General features: G+C 67.3%; 15 protein-coding genes. 7 read left to right on the forward strand and 8 right to left on the reverse strand.

The genetic code is table 11. The features are described 5' to 3' along the window. Positions 1–787 precede the first annotated feature (787 nt). The gene (locus ACFPJ1_RS02615) at positions 788–1,453 is read right to left on the reverse strand and encodes a phosphotransferase (protein ID WP_380101155.1); all 666 of its coding nucleotides are present in this window, start codon (positions 1,451–1,453) and stop codon (positions 788–790) included. A gap of 2 nt (positions 1,454–1,455) precedes the next feature. Continuing rightward, positions 1,456–2,937, reverse strand: a complete 1,482-nt coding sequence (miaB, locus tag ACFPJ1_RS02620) for a tRNA (N6-isopentenyl adenosine(37)-C2)-methylthiotransferase MiaB (protein ID WP_380101156.1) — start codon at positions 2,935–2,937, stop codon at positions 1,456–1,458. Between the two features lie 101 nt (positions 2,938–3,038). On the opposite strand from miaB, the gene ACFPJ1_RS02625 reads away from it, so the two are divergent. The 5 genes from ACFPJ1_RS02625 to ACFPJ1_RS02645 all read left to right on the forward strand — a co-directional run bounded on the left by ACFPJ1_RS02625 (position 3,039) and on the right by ACFPJ1_RS02645 (position 8,057). Continuing rightward, complete coding sequence (locus tag ACFPJ1_RS02625; RefSeq protein ID WP_380101157.1) at positions 3,039–4,586, forward strand: amidohydrolase family protein; 1,548 nt, start codon at positions 3,039–3,041, stop codon at positions 4,584–4,586. A gap of 121 nt (positions 4,587–4,707) precedes the next feature. Continuing rightward, positions 4,708–5,478, forward strand: coding sequence for an amino acid ABC transporter ATP-binding protein (locus ACFPJ1_RS02630; protein ID WP_380101158.1), 771 nt, complete (start codon positions 4,708–4,710; stop codon positions 5,476–5,478). A gap of 55 nt (positions 5,479–5,533) precedes the next feature. After that, positions 5,534–6,379: a glutamate ABC transporter substrate-binding protein gene (locus ACFPJ1_RS02635; RefSeq protein ID WP_380101159.1), complete on the forward strand. Its 846-nt coding sequence runs from the start codon at positions 5,534–5,536 to the stop codon at positions 6,377–6,379. 80 nt (positions 6,380–6,459) lie between these two features. After that, a complete protein-coding gene (locus ACFPJ1_RS02640; RefSeq protein WP_380101161.1) occupies positions 6,460–7,149 on the forward strand; it encodes an amino acid ABC transporter permease in 690 nt (229 codons plus the stop codon). Beyond that, the gene (locus tag ACFPJ1_RS02645) at positions 7,146–8,057 is read left to right on the forward strand and encodes an amino acid ABC transporter permease (protein ID WP_380101163.1); all 912 of its coding nucleotides are present in this window, start codon (positions 7,146–7,148) and stop codon (positions 8,055–8,057) included. The genes ACFPJ1_RS02640 and ACFPJ1_RS02645 overlap by 4 nt, the downstream gene beginning before the upstream one ends. A gap of 150 nt (positions 8,058–8,207) precedes the next feature. Here the strand turns inward: ACFPJ1_RS02645 and groL are convergent, their stop codons facing one another. The 6 genes from groL to ACFPJ1_RS02675 form a co-directional block, all read right to left on the reverse strand. Continuing rightward, positions 8,208–9,857 carry a chaperonin GroEL gene (gene groL / locus ACFPJ1_RS02650; protein WP_380101164.1) on the reverse strand — a complete coding sequence of 550 codons (1,650 nt, stop codon included), beginning with the start codon at positions 9,855–9,857 and terminating at the stop codon, positions 8,208–8,210. A gap of 18 nt (positions 9,858–9,875) precedes the next feature. Next, positions 9,876–10,916: an amidohydrolase family protein gene (locus ACFPJ1_RS02655; RefSeq protein WP_380101166.1), complete on the reverse strand. Its 1,041-nt coding sequence runs from the start codon at positions 10,914–10,916 to the stop codon at positions 9,876–9,878. 58 nt (positions 10,917–10,974) lie between these two features. After that, positions 10,975–11,331 (reverse strand): propane 2-monooxygenase effector subunit MimD, encoded by a 357-nt coding sequence (gene mimD / locus ACFPJ1_RS02660; RefSeq protein ID WP_199234923.1) that lies wholly within the window; start codon positions 11,329–11,331, stop codon positions 10,975–10,977. Continuing rightward, positions 11,328–12,434 (reverse strand): aromatic/alkene monooxygenase hydroxylase subunit beta, encoded by a 1,107-nt coding sequence (locus ACFPJ1_RS02665; protein ID WP_380101168.1) that lies wholly within the window; start codon positions 12,432–12,434, stop codon positions 11,328–11,330. The genes mimD and ACFPJ1_RS02665 overlap by 4 nt, the downstream gene beginning before the upstream one ends. Before the next feature lie 9 nt (positions 12,435–12,443). Beyond that, the gene (locus tag ACFPJ1_RS02670; protein ID WP_380101169.1) at positions 12,444–13,466 is read right to left on the reverse strand and encodes a 2Fe-2S iron-sulfur cluster-binding protein; all 1,023 of its coding nucleotides are present in this window, start codon (positions 13,464–13,466) and stop codon (positions 12,444–12,446) included. An 83-nt stretch (positions 13,467–13,549) separates the two neighbouring features. Further along, complete coding sequence (locus tag ACFPJ1_RS02675) at positions 13,550–15,202, reverse strand: aromatic/alkene/methane monooxygenase hydroxylase/oxygenase subunit alpha (protein ID WP_380101171.1); 1,653 nt, start codon at positions 15,200–15,202, stop codon at positions 13,550–13,552. Positions 15,203–15,372: 170 nt separating this feature from the next. Here ACFPJ1_RS02675 and ACFPJ1_RS02680 point away from each other — a divergent pair, with 170 nt between their 5' ends. Then, on the forward strand, positions 15,373–17,160 hold the full coding sequence (locus ACFPJ1_RS02680; protein ID WP_380101172.1) for a sigma-54-dependent Fis family transcriptional regulator: 1,788 nt from the start codon (positions 15,373–15,375) through the stop codon (positions 17,158–17,160). 64 nt (positions 17,161–17,224) lie between these two features. Continuing rightward, entirely contained in the window at positions 17,225–18,136 is a 912-nt protein-coding gene (locus tag ACFPJ1_RS02685; RefSeq protein ID WP_380101174.1) for an aminoglycoside phosphotransferase family protein, read from the forward strand. Positions 18,137–18,157: the final 21 nt, after the last annotated feature.

The raw sequence follows: 18,157 nt of genomic DNA on the forward strand, positions 1-18,157 counted from the left end.
GAGCAACAGGCTCCCCAGGTCCCCATACGGTGTCCGAGGTCCCCACAACCGCACCGCCACCGACCGTCGCACCCCCGAGAAGGTGTCCGCGGTCCCCACAAGTGCACGCCACGGCGGCCGCCAGCGGATCCGGGCCGGGCGGCGGGCTTTCGGTATCCGGTTGTTCGACCGCTGGCGCCTAACAAGCCGCCAGTCGGCGAACAGCCGGTCAGCGGGCCCCGCGACGAGCCACCAGCTGGCCAATAACCGGCCAGTGGTCGAACAACCTGCCAGTGGTCCAACATCCCGTCAGCGCCAGCTCCGCATCGGCACTTCCACCACCCACCGGGCGGAAACCCACCACCTCCGGAAGCCGGTGTACCGAACGACAGGCAGTAGTCGCCGCACCCACCACCCCGACGTGCGACCCACGCCTGCGACCTCTGCGACCATCCAAGTATTACCTGTCGCTCGGTACACCGACCCCGGAAAACTCCCCCCGACCCGGCTCAGTCCCCTCCGCGGGATCCGCGTAGCTGCGTCCTTCCCTGGTCGGGATGGGGTGGGTCAAGAGTCGGAACTTGTTCCGATCCCGAAGGGACGCGAAGCGCTCTTGACGCACCCCAGCCCGACTAGCACCATCACGCAGCGGAGACCGCGAACCACCCGCACCCACGCCGGGCGGAACCACCCCTCCCATGCCCGGCGAACCACCCGCACTCATACCGGCGAAACCCGCACGCATACCCGGGGCAACCACCCGCGCCTCTGCCATCCCGAAGAACGGCAACCGCTGCCGCGGGGTGGATCAGGTTGGGAGGTGGGAGCGGATGAGGGCGGCTTGGGCGGGGAGGAGGGCCAGTTCGTCCGGGGTGAGCGTGATGTTGCGGCCGCGGGAGGCAAGGGCGGCGTCCAGGCCTGCGGTGGGGTTGATGGAGTTGGCCAGGTACGTCGACAAGGCCTCGCGGAGCATGGAGGTCAGGGAGGCGAAGGCGGGGTCCAGGGCTACCTGGGCGAAGATGATCGCGGTCATCGCGACGTCGAACTCCGGGGGGCCTTCCTCGGTGTTGGCCCAGTCGATGACGACCGGGCCGTCGGCGGTGAGGATGACGTTGTACGGGTGGAGATCGCCGTGCATCACGACTTGGCCCGCGGTACCGCTGGGGGCTGGGATCGTCTGGAGGCGGCGGTGGAGGTCGGCGTGGATCAGGCCGACTTCTACCGGTGACACGTCGCCGGCGATCGCCGCGTCCGCGAGGGTCGGTCCGGCGAGGCGTTCCAGGACGATGTCCGGCCCCTCGACCTGCCGGACCGCCGGGACCGGGTAGTCGTATTTCCTGACCCAGCGCATGAAGTCGGCCTCGTCACGCACCGGGCGGCCGTCGCGGTATCGCCGGACCACCCACGACTCGTCGAGCGAGTACACATCCGCGTCCCGCCCGGAGGCGAAAGGCTCGGCGTCGGGCGGGAGCAACGTCAGCCGACCTGGCAGCCGCCGGTGGCGGGCTCGAGCGGGGCGGGCTTGCCGATCACTGGCATGCCGAGCATGACGCCGGGGACAGCAGCCGAGGCAGGAGCATCCTGGGCGCGTTCCCAGGCGTCGCCCGCACGCGTACGGCGTACTGAGCCGAAGACGTCGGCTACCAGGTGGTGCGGGGCGGCGTAGGTGATCTCAACCGTCGCCAGGTCGCCGGGGCGCGGCTTCTCGACGCCTTCGGGTAGAGCTAAGTGGACGAGCCGGTTGTCGCGGGCACGGCCGGAGAGGCGGTGGGTGGCGGCGTCCTTGCGGCCCTCCCCCTCGGCGATCAGCACCTCGACGGACTGGCCGACGATCTTCTTGTTCTCGTCCCACGCCATGTCGTCCTGAAGCGCGACCAGCCGCTCGTACCGCTCCTGGACGACCTCGCGCGGTACCTGGTCCTCCATCGACTCGGCCGGAGTGCCGGGGCGCTTGGAGTACTGGAAGGTGAACGCGCCGGCGAAGCGCGCCTGGCGGACGACGTCGAGCGTGCCCTGGAAGTCTTCCTCGGTCTCGCCGGGGAAGCCGACGATGATGTCGGTGGTGATCGCGGCGTCCGGCATCGCGGTGCGGACATCCTCGATGATCTTCAGATAGCGGTCCCGCCGGTAAGAGCGGCGCATCGTCTTCAGGATCTGGTCGGAGCCGGACTGCAGGGGCATGTGCAGCGAGGGCATCACGTTCGGGGTCTCGGCCATCGCCTCGATCACGTCCGCGGTGAAGTCGCGCGGGTGCGGCGAGGTGAAGCGGACCCGCTCCAGCCCGTCGATCGCGCCGCAGGCCCGGAGCAGCTTCGAGAACGCGTACCGGTCGCCGAACTCCACGCCGTACGAGTTCACGTTCTGGCCGAGCAGCGTCACCTCGAGCACGCCCTCGGCGACGAGCGCCTCGACCTCGGCGAGCACGTCACCCGGGCGGCGGTCCTTCTCGCGGCCGCGCAGCGCCGGGACGATGCAGAACGTGCAGGTGTTGTTGCACCCGACGCTGACCGACACCCAGGCGGAGTACGGCGACTCGCGGCGGGTCGGCAGCGTCGACGGGAAGACGTCCAGGGACTCGAGGATCTCGACCTGCGACTCCTCCTGGATCCGGGCCCGCTCCAGCAGCACCGGCAGCGAGCCGATGTTGTGGGTGCCGAACACGACGTCCACCCAGGGCGCCTTCTTGGTGATGCTGGCCTTGTCCTTCTGCGCCAGGCAGCCACCGACGGCGATCTGCATGCCGGGCTTCTTGGCCTTCACCGGCGCCAGGTGACCGAGGTTGCCGTACAGCTTGTTGTCGGCGTTCTCGCGGACCGCGCAGGTGTTGAAGACGACCACGTCGGCCTGGTCACCCTCGGGCGCGCGGACATAACCAGCGTCCTCCAGCAGCCCGCGCAGGCGCTCGGAGTCGTGGACATTCATCTGACACCCGTAGGTGCGGACCTCATAAGTACGCATGACAGCCACCAAGAGTACGTCCGACAGTAGACATATCCCTACCTGGGTTAGGGCAGTTGCTACCCCTGACCGCCGCAGGGTCCGCGAGAACACTTGAACCCATGAACAGTTCCCGTCGCCAGTTCCTCGCCCGTACCGCCGTCGGCGCCGCTGTGGTTGCCGGAGGCTCCCTAACCGCAGGCCCTGCCTCGGCCCTGATCAATCCGCTCACCTCCGTCGGCACCGCCCGGATGACGGCCCTGACCGGCGTCACCGTGATCGACGTCGCCACCGGCCGCCGGGACAAGGCGCAGACCGTACTGATCAGCGGTGACCGGATCGTCGCCGTCGGCCGCAACCTGCCAGTCCCCCGCGGCGCGACCGCGATCGACCTGACCGGGAAGTACGTCATCCCCGGCCTCGCCGACATGCACGTGCACAGCCTCGGCGACGAGCGGGTCTCGCCGCAGCTCTACCTCGCGAACGGCCTCACCACGGTCCGCGAGATGTCCGGCAACAACCCGATGCTGTACGAGTGGCGCGACCGGATCGACGCCGGCACGCTGCTCGGTCCGCGGATGATCGTGGCCGGCAAGATCATCGACGGCGACCCGACCCTGTGGGACCCGAACCTGCTGCCCGTGCTCGCGGTGAAGGACGAGGCCGGCGCGCGGGCCGCAGTACGGCAGGTAAAGGCGGATGGCGCCGACTTCGTGAAGGTCTACTCGCGCCTCAACGCCACGGCGTACCGGGCGATCATCGACGAGGCGCGGCGCAACGGGCTGACGGTGCACGGGCACGGGCCGGACGAGCTGACCACCAAGGAGGTGAGCAACGCCGGACAACGCAGTATCGAGCACATCCACTCGCTCGGTCTGTCGGTCTCCAGCCGCGAGTTCGACATACGCCGGATGCTGCGGGCGATCAACGTCAGCACCGGCGACTACAACTCCTGGTTCCGCCAGCTTCACCCGATCGAGTGGCTCGCCGCGAACACGTTCAGCCAGGCCCGTGCGGCTGACGTCTTCGGCACCCTGCGGCGCAACCGAACCCGGGTCACCCCGACCCTGACGATGCACAACGTGCTCGATCAGCCGGACTACTCTGCCCCCGATCCAGCCACGCTGAAGTACCTGAGCGCCGACTCGATGGCGACCTACGACTACGTGCTGGAGGAGCTCTACAAGGCGAACCGCCCGGCCGAAGAGATCTCGCGCCAGCGGCAGATGTGGGCCTACCGGCAGCGGTTCGCGCGTGAGCTGTTCGCCCACGACGTACCGGTCCTGGCCGGCACCGACACCGGTACACCGTGCATGGTGCCCGGGTTCGCGTTGCACCACGAGCTCGAGCTGCTCGTCGGCGCCGGGGCCACGCCAAGGCAGGCGTTACACGCCGCGACGGTGGAACCGGCCAGGTTCCTCGGCATGAGCCGCGACCTCGGCTCCGTGGAGCCGCGCAAGATCGCCGACCTGGTGGTGCTGGACGCCGACCCGCTGACGGACATCCGCAACACCCGGCGGATCCACTCCGTGATCAGCCGCGGACGGGTGATCTCCCTGCAGGCAAGGCAGGCGATGCTCGCCGACGTCGAGGCTGCCGTCAAGGAACCGGTGACCGCGACGGCAATCCCTGCGGGAGGATGCTGCGGAACGCGCCGTCCCGGACACTAACGGTCCGGCCCGAGCAGGCTGTGATCGATCGGTCACAGCCCGCTCGGCGTTGTCGCAGATCGTTACCACCGTGGAACCGGGGATCCGTGCGGTCACCCCCTGCCTCCGCTAGGTTCTCGCCATGAGCGATTCCTCTGCCGTCGATACCGTGACGACAACCGGTCTTGTCGCCCTGCGGGATGTCAACAAGCATTTCGGTGACCTGCACGTTCTGAAGGACATCAACCTGTCCATCGGCAAGGGCGAGGTCGTCGTGGTGATCGGCCCGTCCGGGTCGGGCAAGTCGACGTTGTGCCGTGCGATCAACCGGCTGGAGCCGATCGACTCGGGCCTCATCACGCTGGACGGCCAGCCGCTGCCGTTGGAGGGCAAGCCGCTGGCGCGGCTGCGCGCCGATGTCGGCATGGTGTTCCAGTCGTTCAACCTCTTCGCCCACAAGACGATCCTGCAGAACGTCACCCTGGGGCCGATGAAGGTCCGCGGCCAGTCCAAGGCCGAGGCGGAGAAGCACGCGCGGGCTCTGCTCGAGCGCGTCGGTGTCGAGGCGCAGGCAGACAAGTACCCGGCGCAGTTGTCCGGCGGGCAGCAGCAGCGGGTCGCGATCGCTCGGGCACTGGCGATGGACCCGAAGGTGATGCTCTTCGACGAGCCCACCTCGGCGCTGGACCCGGAGATGATCAACGAGGTGCTCGACGTGATGGTCGGGCTCGCCAAGCAGAGCATGACGATGGTCGTCGTCACCCATGAGATGGGCTTCGCCCGCAAGGCGGCCAACCGGGTCGTCTTCATGGCCGACGGCCAGATCGTCGAAGAGGCCGAGCCGGAGAAGTTCTTCACCGACCCGCAGACCAAGCGGGCCCAGGACTTCCTCTCGAAGATCCTCACCCACTGACCGCCAGCCCGTCCCCTGAAATCCTGAGCAGTACCGATTACTGGAGGAAAACACCATGCGACAGCGGATCATCGCTGCCCTCGGCATCTCGGTCATGGCCGCGGCCGGTCTGACGGCCTGTGGCGACGACGCGTCGGACGCCGGCGGCTCCGGCAGCGGCGGCGAGAAGATGACCATCGGCATCAAGTTCGACCAGCCCGGCCTCGGCCTGAAGGAGGGCTCGAACTACACCGGCCTGGACGTCGACGTGGCGAAGTACGTCGCCAAGGAGATGGGCATCGACGAGGGCAACATCGAGTTCAAGGAATCGCCGTCCGCGCAGCGGGAGAGCCTGCTGGCCAACGACCAGGTCAAGATGATCTTCGCGACCTACTCGATCACCGACACCCGCAAGGAGAAGGTTTCCTTCGGCGGTCCATACCTGACCGCCGGTCAGGACCTGCTGGTCAAGGCCGACAACACCGACATCACCGGTCCGGACGCGCTGAACGGCAAGAAGCTGTGCTCGGTGACCGGCTCCACCTCGGCTCAGAAGGTCGCGGACAAGTTCGCCAAGACCGTCCAGCTGCAGAAGTACGACACCTACTCCAAGTGTGTCGAGGCGCTGAGCTCGGGCGCGATCGACGCCGTCACCACCGACAACACGATCCTGGCCGGCTTCGCCGCGCAGGAGGCGAACAAGGGCAAGTTCAAGGTGGTCGGCAAGACCTTCTCCGAGGAGCGCTACGGCGTCGGCCTGAAGAAGGGCGACACCGCGACCTGCACCAAGGTCAACGACGCGCTGAAGAAGATGGTCGACTCCGGCGAGTGGCAGAAGGCCTTCGACAAGAACCTCGGCACCGCCGGTCTGAAGCTGGACCCGGCGACCAATCCGCCGAAGACTTTCGACGCCTGCGCCTGACCTGAAGTCCTCGTGGGGAGGGACCGGCAACGGTCCCTCCCCACGCTTGGGTCTCGACCTCGATCCCCCGCGGGAGCACCATGGACGTGATTTCTGAGTTCTTCACCGAGTACGACGGTCTCCAGGCGTTCAAGGAGACCATCTACCTGACCGTGCTGTCCGCGTTCTTCGCGCTGCTGATCGGCACCGCGGTCGCGGTGATGCGCGTCTCGCCGGTCAAGGTGCTCCAGATGATCGGCAGCGCCTACGTCAACATCGTCCGGAACACGCCGCTGACGCTGGTGATCGTGTTCTGCAACCTCGGCCTGTTCCTGCAGCTGGGCATCCAGCTGGCGAACCCGAACTCGCCGACCTCGATCGACGACAACAACTTCCGGCTCGCCGTGCTCGGCCTGTCCGTGTACCACGCCGCGTTCGTCGCGGAGGCGATCCGCAGCGGGGTGAACACGGTCCCGCTGGGCCAGGCGGAGGCGGCCCGGGCGATCGGCCTGCCGTTCCTGAAGACGCTGCGGTACATCGTCCTGCCGCAGGCCTTCCGGGGTGCCATCGCACCGCTCGGCAACGTGCTGATCGCGCTGACCAAGAACTCCACCGTCGCTTCGGTGATCGGCGTGACCGAGGCGTCCGCGGTGATGAAGGTGATGATGGAGAACCGGCCCGACGTGATCTTCGTCGTGTTCGGGATCTTCGCCCTCGGCTTCGTCATCCTGACGCTGCCGGTCGGCATCCTGTTCACCTCGATGTCCAAGCGCCTGGCGGTGAAGCGATGAGCAGCACCAGCGTTCTCTTCGACGCCCCCGGCCCGAAGGCCAAGCGTCTGTACGCCGCGGTCGGCGTCGGCAGCATCATCGTCCTGCTGCTGATCCTGTGGTTCGTGATCGGCAAGCTGAACGAGAAGGACCAGCTCACCGCGGCGAAGTGGGAGCCGTTCCTCACCGCCGAGATCTGGACCGAGTACCTCATCCCCGGCCTGATCGGCACCCTGACCGCCGCCGCCATCGCCGTGGTCCTCTCGCTCACCATCGGCATCCTGCTCGGCGTCGGACGGCTGTCGAGCGCCACCTGGATCCGCTGGCCCTGCGGCATCGTCGTGGAGTTCTTCCGGGCCGTGCCGGTGCTGATGATGATGCTGTTCGCCTATGCGCTGTTCGGCTACTACGACCTGTTCCCGTCCGAGCGGCTGCCGCTCGCGGCGGTGGTGTTCGGCCTGATGTTCTACAACGGCGCGGTCGTCGCCGAACTGGTCCGCTCGGGCGTGCACTCGCTGCCGAAGGGGCAGAACGAGGCCGCGCTGGCGATCGGTCTCACCACCCAGAAGACGATGCGGCTGGTGTTGTTGCCCCAGGCCATCACCGCGATGCTGCCGGCCATCGTCGGCCAGCTGGTGGTGATCCTGAAGGACACCGCGCTCGGCTACATCATCACCTACGAGGAACTGCTCCGGAAGGCGGAGCAGATCGGCAACTTCAAGTCGAACCTGCTGCCGGCGCTGATCGTGGTCGGCGCGATCTTCGTGATCGTGAACTACTTCCTCGGCCTGGGTGCGGTCAAGGTCGAGCAGCGGATGCGCCGCCGCGGCCGGTCCGCCGGCGGTCCCATCGCCCCGGACCAGATCGACCAGACAGCGGTGGCCGCCGCCTCAGCCGCCGCGCTGCCCCCGCAGGAACAGATCCGCTGATCCACCAGGAGAACCCCGGTACGCCGAACCCCGGCGTACCGGGGTTCTTTCCGTCCAGGGGGCTCCCTACGGGGTGGCGTCCGCCGCGACACGGACGCCGCCCCCGGCGGAGGGACCGGGGGCGGGCGGGCCAATTGGGTCATCCGGTGATCAGTAGATGTTGGAGGGGCGGACCATGCCTTCCGCCAGGTCTCCGAAGCCGGGAGCCACGATGGCGCCCGGGTTGCCGAGGACCTCCTCCACGATCGCGGTCTCCGTGGTGATCAGCAGGGCGGCGATCGACGCGGCGCTCTCCAGTGCGGACCGGGTGATCTTGACCGGGTCCATCACGCCGAAGTCGAACATGTCGCCGTACTCGCCGGTCAGCGCGTTGAAGCCCTGCCCGACGGGCAGCTCCGACACCGTCTTGACCACCTCGTCGCCGTCGTACCCGGCGTTGATCGCGATCCAGCGCAGCGGTTCACCGAGCGACTGGCGGACGATCTCCCGCCCGACCAGCGCGTCACCCGTGAGCTCCACCTTGTCCAGCTCGTCGCGCGCCTGGGCGAGGGCGGAGCCGCCACCCGCGATCACGCCTTCCTCGAGCGCCGCCCGCGTCGCGGAGAGGGAGTCTTCGACCCGGTGCTGCTTCTCCTTGAGCTCGACACCCGTCGCCGCACCGACGTGGATCACGGCCACGCGTCCGGCGAGCCGCGCGATCCGCAGCCGCAGGTTGTCCTGGTCGTGCTCGTTCTCGGTCCGCTCCAGCTCCTTCTCGAGCTGGTGCAACCGGGCCTCCACCGCCGTGGAATCCCCCGCGCCGCCGACCATCGTCGTACCGGCCTCAGTGATGGTGATGCGGTGGCAGGTGCCGAGGTCGGCCAGCGAGACCGAGTGCAGGTTGACGCCGGAGTCCTCGCTGACCACGCGGCCACCGAGCACCGCGGCGAGGTCCTCCAGCTCCGCGACCCGGCGGTGTCCGAAGCCGGGGGCGCGGACGACGACCGAGCGGAAGGTGTCGTGCACGTTGTTGCTGACCAGCATCTGCAGCGCCGGGCCGCCGACGTTCTCGGCCAGGATCACCAGGGGCCGGCCGGACCGCGTCACCAGTTCCAGCGTCGGCATCAGGTCCTGCAGCTGGCTGATCTTCTTGTTCGTGAGCAGGATGAACGGGTCGTCGAAGACGGTCTCCATCCGGTCCTTGTCGGTCACCATGTACGGCGAGATGAAGCCGTGGTCGAACTCGATGCCGTCGACAACGGTCAGGCTCAGCCCGTACGCCGGCGACTCCTCGACGGTGACCACACCGGTCTTGCCGACCCGGCTCATCGCCTCGGAGATGACGGACCCGATCTCCGGGTCGTCGTTGGCCGACAGGGTCGCCACGAACAACAGGTCGCCCTGGCCGCCGATCTCGGACGTGCGGGCATGCAGCGTCTTCACGATGGCGGCGACGGCCTCCTCGATCCCCCGCCGCAACTGCATCGGGTTCGCGCCTTCGTCGACCGCCCGCAGGCCCTCGCGCACGAGGGCCTGGGCGAGCACGGTGGCGGTGGTGGTGCCGTCACCGGCGACACCGTTGGTCTTCATCGCGACTTCCTTGACCAGCTGGGCGCCCATGTTGGCGAACGGGTCGCGCAGCTGGATCTCGCGGGCGATGGTGACGCCGTCGTTGGTGATGGTGGGCGGCCCGGTCAGCTTCTCCAGTACCGCGTTGCGCCCCTTGGGCCCGAGTGTCACTTTGACCGCGTCGGCGAGGGCGTTCACGCCCTGTTCGAGCAGTTGCCGCGCGTCGTTGCTGAAGCGGAGGTCCTTGGCCATGGTGGTGTTCCCTTCGAGTCAGGCGACCTGGACCGGCGAGGCGCCGACCGGCTTGTCGGTGTCTTCGGTGGCTTCGGCGATCCGCAGCTCCGCCGGTACGTCGAGGCCGTACAGCTTGGCCGCGTTCAGCCCGAGGATCTTGCGCTTCACGTCGGGCGTCAGGACGCCGTACTCCGACTGCATGTCCTCGGGGATCTGGAAGTCCACGAACTTCTCGACCAGCCACTTCGGCTGCCAGATCGCGTAGTCGCTGGCGAAGGTGATCCGGTCCTCGCCGATCCAGTACAGAAGCTCGCCGATGATCTGGGCGAAGTACCTGGGCCGGCTGTGGATGAACGGCATCGCGACCGCCAGGCCGCCGTACACGTTGGGCTCCTGGGTGGCGATCCAGCAGAAGTCCTCGAGCCTGGGCAGCCCGACGTGCTCGACGATGAAGTTGAGCTCGGGGAAGATCGAGGCCGCGTAGTCGATGTCCTGGACGTCGAAGGCGTCCCGGTTCAGCGGGTAGATCGTGGGGCCCTTGTGCACGTGGATGTTCTTGATCCCGAGCTCGATGCACTTGCGCAGGTACGGCTCGGCCGACGGGTCGGACAGCTTCCAGCCCTTCGAGTCGCCCTTCCACTCGGCGGTGTAGAGCTTCACGCCCTGGAGGTTCCAGCGCGCGTGGAGTTCCTCGAGCTTCTCCAGCCCCTCCTCGCCGTCGCGCGGGTCCCAGGCGCCGTTGGTGATGAACTTGCCCGGGTTGTTCTCGGCCACCGCGCCGTCGCGCTCGGTGGTGTTGAACCCGTCGACGTAGAAGTCGGTCAGGTAGGTCGGCTGGAAGATCGCCTTGTCCACGTAGCCGATCTCGAACAGGTCGTGGACCAGGTCGGCCTCGGAGTAGGCGCCGAACTTCTCCGGCGTCCAGACGTACTCCTCGGGCGACAGGTTGCGGTGGTAGTCGTAGAAGCAGGCCGTGAAACCCTCGCCGTACCGGTTCCGGTTGTTCTCCGGCCGGCCGTTCCAGAAGTGCACGTGGCTGTCGACGACGTAGTACTTCTCGCCGTTCTTCTCATACATGGTTTTGCCTCCCTGGCAGGCAACAGCCTGGGCCCCGGCAGGCCGGGGCCCAGGGGAATCAGCTGGGGACCTCGACCAGGTCGAAGTCGATGTACTCCGCGGCCTCCTCCGGGCTGGAGAAGAGCATCGTCTTGTCGTCGAAGTGGACCATCCGCCCGTAGTGGGTGGACATGATCTCCTCGAAGTCGGACTGGTCGAAGTCCGCGCCGAGCGCGTCGGTGATCTCGGCGTAGTCGAAGGTGAGCTTGCCGACGCCGTCGACCCGGATCATCGAGGGGTACTCGGTGATCGTCACGTTGTCCTTGCGGCCCATGATCTCGGCGACCACGTAGCCGTTCTGGTTGTTCATCAGGGTCACGCCGCACATGTTCGAGAAGGTGCGGTCGGCCGCGCCGAACTCCTTGGTCGTCGTCACTGGTCCAGCTCCTTCGGGGCTTCGAGGTCGAGGTCGGCGAGCACGCTGCGGAAGGTCGCCTTGGCCGCGTCCAGCGAGTCGGCGAAGGTGACGACCTTCTCGTTCGGCTGCGACCAGATCGGCTGCAGCTCGTGGGCCGCGCGCAGGCTCTGCGGCACCCAGGTGGACAGCCACTCGCCGAGCACGGCCTTGTTCTCCTCGCCGTGCTTCTCGTCCCTGGTCAGCATCGAGAACAGCGCCCGGGTGTAGCCGAGGTCGCGGCTGTAGTCGTTCTCGCCGGCGCCCACGATCGTGGGCGTGATGTAGTCGCCGTTGCGCGCCGAGATCTGCATCAGCAGGTCGCTGCGGAACAGCACCCCGACGAGCGACTCGAAGACGATGTTCGTCGCGAACAGCGCCTCACCCCAGTCGCCGATCGCGGTCAGCCGCTCGGCGTTCTCGCGGACACCCTGCCAGACCGGATCGTTCTGCCAGACGTCCCTGTGCACCTGACCGTCGAAGTCGATCTCCGACTCGGCCAGGTCGAGGTTGAACAGCGCGAGGTCCTGCGCGAACCGCAGCTTGTGGGCCGCGTTGACCGCCATCGCGTTGTTGATCATGTTCGTCGGAGCCGACCGCTGGGCCGCCGTGAACACGTGCATGCCCAGCCCGTTCTCGGCGTGCATCCAGGCACCGAGGTTGCGCTCGATGAACCGGACCCAGGCCGGGTTCCAGTGGCTGTAGGCCTTGGCCCGCTTGGCGTTCTCCAGGCTCAGGCTGATCTGCCGGACGACCGCCGCGTTGTTGCGGTAGATCGTCTTCTCCCACTCCTCGTTCGGGTCGCGGAACTGGTGCCAGTCCGAGGACTTCAGCCGGGTCCAGTCCTGCGGGTAGCCGCCGGGAGTGTTCGCGAAGCCGTAGATCCAGCCCTGCGACAGGTGCCGCTCAGGGTCCGGCTGGACGTCGAAGGTGACGTCCTCGTACGTCGTCGCGCGGGCCTTGGCCGGCTTGTAGTAGTTGTAGCTGCGACTGGTGGAGCTCGGGAACGTGAGCGCGCCGGCCTCGGAGTCGGTGAACTCCGGGTGCGGGAAGCTCCGTTCCTTGTTGACAGCTGCTTGTGCCATCGCTATCTCCTATTCCGCCACCGAGGTGGTGAACTTGTCGTAGTGGATGTGCTCCGGCGGAACGCCCGTCATCTCCAGCAGGGCGATCGCCGCGTCGACCATCGGCGGTGGTCCGCACAGGTAGGCGTCGCACTCGGCCAGCCCTGGCTCCAGCCGCTGCACCACCTCGGTGACGAACCCGGTGTTCGCCCAGCCGTCCGGCCAGCTGTCCGACAGGCAGCCGACGAACTCGAAGTCGGTCAGCTTCGCGCCGAGCTCCTCGATCTGCTCCAGGTAGAACAGGTCCGCGTGGTTGCGCGCGCCGTAGAAGAACCGCACCGGCCGGTCGATGCCGTCGGCCACGAGATGGCGCAGCAGGCTGAGGATCGGGGCCAGGCCCGCTCCCCCGCCGATGCAGACGATCCGCCGGTCCGACGACTTCTTCAGCGTGAACGCCCCGAACGGGCCGTCCAGCTCGAGCTCGTCGCCGGGCTTCAGGGTGTCGTCGAGCAGCCCGGAGAAGTGCCCACCGGGGTACTTCTTGATCAGGAACTCCAGCGGCTCTCCCGGCAGGTTCGCCATCGAGAACGACCGGTGGCCGTCCTGCCCCGGGATCCGGATGTCGGCGTACTGGCCGGGTTTGAAGGTGAAGGCGGCAGGTTCGACCAGGTCGAGCCGCAGCGACACGATGTCGTGCGTGACCGGCTCGATCGCGGCGATTCTGGTCCGCAGGTGCTGCAGCGGTACGGCGTTGCGCAGTTCCTCCTCGTCATAGTTGATCAGCTCCACGGTCAGGTCGGAGTACGCGTGCGACTTGCACAGCAGGATGTAGCCCTCGTCGCTCTCGTACTCCGCCAGCGCGAACGTCGAGTACCGGTCCATCTGGACGTCACCGTCCAGCAGGAACGACTTGCACGCGGCACACTGGCCCTCCTTGCACCCGTGCATCAGCGCGATGCCCTGCCGGAAGGCGGCGTTCAGCACCGTCTCCTCCTCGTCGACCTCCATCTCGAGGTCTACGGGCTCGAACCTCACGACGTGCTTGTCACCCATCAACGTCTCCTGTCGAGTCAGGCGATCGGTGGCGGCGAGAGGTGCCAGGGTTCACCGCCACCGACCTGCCCGTGGGGGAAGGATCAGACCTTGGCCGGCGCCGGCCGGCCGGCCGGACCGCCCGCCTTGTACTCCGCGACGTGGGCCTCACGGTCCGCGTCGGACATCTCGTTCAGCAGGATGTTCGGACTGGCGAAGTTGATGCCGCGGACGTCGTCGAGCGTCCACAGCTTCTTCGGGTCGTCCAGGTCCAGGTGCGGCTGCGGGATCAGCGTCTTGCCGTCGTCGCGCACGTAGCCGAGGTCCTTGATGATGTCGGCCAGGTCCCGGTTGTGGTGCAGCGTCTCCCACTCGCGGTGCCCGGTCAGCCGGCCCATGTTCGGCGTCGCCCGGCCCTCGTACTCCGGCCGGAACGCCTTGATGTCGGTCCAGGCGCAGGTCTCGGAGCAGTAGGTGCGCCACTGGCCGTCGACCTTCTCGGTGACCATGTCCTCGCGGATCAGCGCCGGCACCATGCAGGTCCAGCAGCGGTGCGGGTACTGGTAGTCGACGTCCTCGAACGCGATCGGCTTGTTCTTGCCGGGGTAGCGCAGGCGGTTGTAGTTCTCCCACCACTTGCCGTACTTGTTGTACCAGCCTGGGTACTTCTCCTCGAACCACTCGAAGTCGGTGTCGGTCATCGGGTCGATCCGCCAGTAGTTGACGGGCCAGCCGGTGGCGAAGAACTGCGCGACCTCGTGCACGTAGCCCTTGTTGTAGATCCGGTTCCAGGCCTCTTCGACCAGGTCGTGCGGGATCTTCAGGCCGTACTTCTCCAGCGGGATCAGGTAGCTGCGGTAGTAGTCGTCGTAGATCCACCGGCGCCACATCTCGGCGTACGAGTCGCGGTCCTTGCGGCGGTCCTTCGTGCCGTACTCGATGAAGGTTCCGATCGCCGCGTCGACGACGCAGTGGTTGTTCCACCAGGCGTAGCGCAGGTCCCGCTCCAGCAACTGCCGGTTGTCCTCGTCGGCCAGCGCCATCAGCAGGATCGAGTACCCGTTGCTGATGTGGCGCGACTCGTCGGACTGGACCGAGTGGAAGACAGTCGGCAGCAGGTAGTCACCGTTCGCCGCGGCCTCGTCGGGCATCGCGACGAACAGCGTGTTCGTGAACGCGGTCTCGGCCACCACGGTCAGGTAGATGTTCGCCGCGGTGATCGCGTCACCGGTGATGAACCCCTCGCCGAACTGCCGGCCGATGGTGCCCGCGTAGTTGTTCGCGAACGCCTTCTCGGTGATGTCGAACCCGGCCGGGTCGATGTAGTGGTTCATGTAGAGCTTCTTGAGGTTCATCTGGATCGTCGAGTGCCGGACCTCGTCGATCATCTGCACGGCCAGGCCGTTGTGGATCTCCGGGTTCGGCACCGCGTCGATCGCCATCGGCATCGCCCGGGCGGCGGAGATCTCGGGGAACGGGATGATGGACAGGAAGAGCTTCTGCCACTCCATCCAGCGCTGCTGCACCTGGCGGAACATGTTGCCGCGGATGGCGCCGTCCATCGCGCCGAAGACGCGGTTGTCCTTCTCCTCCTCCATCGGGAAGTAGGACCGCATGATCTGCTTCAGCGGGTCCTTCTTCGGGGCCTTGTCGAACGAGTAGTCGGTTCCGAAGCGTGTCGCGGGAGTGGCGAAAGTCGGCTCCCAGGACAGTTCGGTGATCTTGGCATGTGCCTTGCTCAGACTCTGCCTGCTCACGGTCTGCCTCCTCGGGTACAGATCAGGTCAGCGGCTCTGCAACGTGCTCTGGGCCGCCGTGCCACAGATCACACCCCGGACAAGGCCTTGCACTTGTCTCAATCTGAGACACAGTGGGGAGACGGCCGCACCTAGTCTTTGGACAGGCCCCGACGAGGAGAGGCGTGTCTATGGATCAAAACCACTGGACCAGTGCGCCGAAGCCGGGCCGGCTGCTGCAGCAGGCCCGGGACTCGTTTCTGACGTCCGGTGACCTGAACGCCAAGGTGGTGCGCGAGCCGATCCAGGCGTCCTGGCTGCGGTCCTCGCGACTCCAGGTCGACACGGACAACCTCGACCCCGCGTACCACGAACTGGATGGCCCGACTCCGCTTGCGCTGAGCGCAGCCCCCGTGTTGAGCGCTCTCGCGAACGAACTGGCGAACGAGTCGGTCAGCATCATCCTCACCGACCAGCACGGCCTCGTCCTGCAGCGAGCCTGCCCCGACCCGGCCCTGGTCCGGCAGCTCGACAAGGCCTACCTCTCCCCCGGTTTCAGCTACGCCGAGGAGGAAGTCGGCACCAACGGCATCGGGACCGCCCTGGAGGCCGGAGTACCGACGATGGTGACCGGGAGCGAGCACTTCACCGGCAGCCTCGGCGGTTTCGCCTGTGCGGGCGCTCCGATCCACCACCCGGTGACGGGTTCTCTCCTGGGCGTACTGGATCTCACCTCATCGGTGACGCACTCCAATGCCCTGCTGATGTTCTGCGCCCGGTCCACCGCGCAGAAGATCGAGCAGCAACTGCTGACGCGGTCCGGAGCTCGGGAGCTGGCCCTGTTCCGCGACTATCTGGCGGCGTGTCAGCACCCGGGCAGTGGCGTGATGGCGCTCAGCGCCGACCTGGTGATGATGAACAACCAAGCGCAGCAACGCTTCGATCCCGCGGACCAGGCGGCCCTGCTGGCAAGGTCAGCGGACGCCGCGGGGTCCCCGAACCCGGTGACGCTGGTCGCGGACCTCCCGAGCGGTCTGGTGGCCCGGATGGACTACCGGCCGTCCTTCGCAGGGTCGGAACTGGCCGGTGGCGTACTGCGGATCCAGGTGCAGTCGGGGCTCGACTCGTCCACCGGAACGCCGGCCAGCGTCGTACCGCTGATGCCTGGACTGGCTGGCAACAGCGCGACGTGGCAACGGGTCTGCCAGGCGGTGGACACCAGCCGGCGCAACGGGTCGTGGGTGGTGTTGGAGGGCGAGGCCGGCGTCGGCAAGATCGCCCTGCTGCGGTCCGTGAACCAGCTCCGCAACAGCTCAGGGCACTTCCGCGTGATGGACTCGGCTGAAGCGAGCCCGGCCTGGCTGGACACGATCGCCGAGGAGTTGTCCGCCGGCGCGGGCTCCCTGGTCGTACGGCGAGCCCACCTGCTCGACAGCGACACCATCAGCGCGCTTTCCGAACTACTCCTCGAGTACGCCGACCAGCGGCGCGGGGTCTGGGTGGCTCTGACAATGCGGAGCGAGCCGCGTAACCCGGAGGTGGACGCGCAACTGCTGCCCCACTTCTCGCACACCGTCGAGGTGCCACCGCTGCGGCACCACCTGGAAGACATGCACAAGCTGGTCCCGCTTCTGCTGGGCCGCCTGAACCGCGGGAACAACCTGAGCATCTCCCCCGCGACGCTGGCGCAGCTGATGCGACTGCCGTGGCTCGGCAACGTCGAGCAGCTCCGGCGTGTCCTGCTGCGGATCGCGCAACACCGCCGCTCCGGCACGATCGAGCTCGACGACCTCCCCGGCGAGTGCCGCGCGACCACTCGCCGCCGCCTGACCCAACTGGAGTCCCTGGAACGCGACGCCGTGGTCAAGGCCCTCGTGATCCATCGCGGCAACAAGGACAAGGCCGCCAGCGACCTCGGCATGTCCCGAGCCACCATCTACCGCAAGATCCGCGACTACGGCATCGTCCTGACGATCTGACAAGCTGTTGCACCGCCTGAAAAGCTGTTGCACCGCGACGCGGCGGGCCGTGAGACTTTGGCCGATGATCGAGAACGCGAATCCCGACGGCCGCGCCGGTATCGATGCCGGGCTGGTGAAGCGGCTGATCAAGGCGCAGTTCCCGCAGTGGAGCGAGCTGCCGGTGACCCCGGTTAAGATCGACGGCTGGGACAACCGCACCTACCGGTTGGGTGACGAGCTGACGGTCCGGCTGCCCACCGCCGCGGCCTACGCGCCGGCTGTGGACAAGGAGGACGAGTGGCTGCCCAGGCTGGCGCCGCACCTGCCGGTCGCAGTACCGGAACCCGTGGGGAAGGGCGTTCCGGGCGAGGGATATGCCTTCAACTGGTCGGTTCGCCGGTGGCTGGCCGGTGAGACGGCGAGCCTCGAGACGATCGATGATCTGGAGGGGTTCGCGACCTCCGTGGCTGAGTTCATCCTGGCGCTGCAGGACTGCGACGCGACGGGTGGGCCGCCGGCTGCCGCGCACAGCTTCTACCGGGGTGCGCCGCCCGTGCATTACGACGAGGAGACCCGTCGGGCGCTCGTCGCTCTCGACGGGCGGGTCGACACCGTGAAGGCTGCCGCTGTCTGGGACGCCGCCCTCGAGACGGTATGGGAAGGTCCGCCGACGTGGTTCCACGGGGACATCGCCAGTGGCAATCTGCTGGTCGAGAACGGTCGCCTGTCGGCGGTGATCGACTTCGGTACGTCTGGGGTGGGTGATCCCGCCTGTGATCTGGTGATCGCCTGGACGATGTTCTCCGGGGACAGCCGGGAGGCGTTCCGCGGTACGGTCGGTCAGGATGCCGCCACCTGGGCGCGGGCGCGCGGCTGGGCGCTGTGGAAGGCGCTGATCGTGCTCGCCGATGTCATCGACACCGACGAGCAGAGCGCCGCGGTCAACCGGCTCGTGATCGACCAGGTGCTGGCCGGTCACGAGCCGGCTCGGTAGGTCCGGTTCAGCTGTCCGGAT

The sequence above is a fragment of the Kribbella qitaiheensis genome (assembly GCF_042657745.1).
In the GTDB taxonomy this organism is placed as follows: domain Bacteria; phylum Actinomycetota; class Actinomycetes; order Propionibacteriales; family Kribbellaceae; genus Kribbella; species Kribbella qitaiheensis.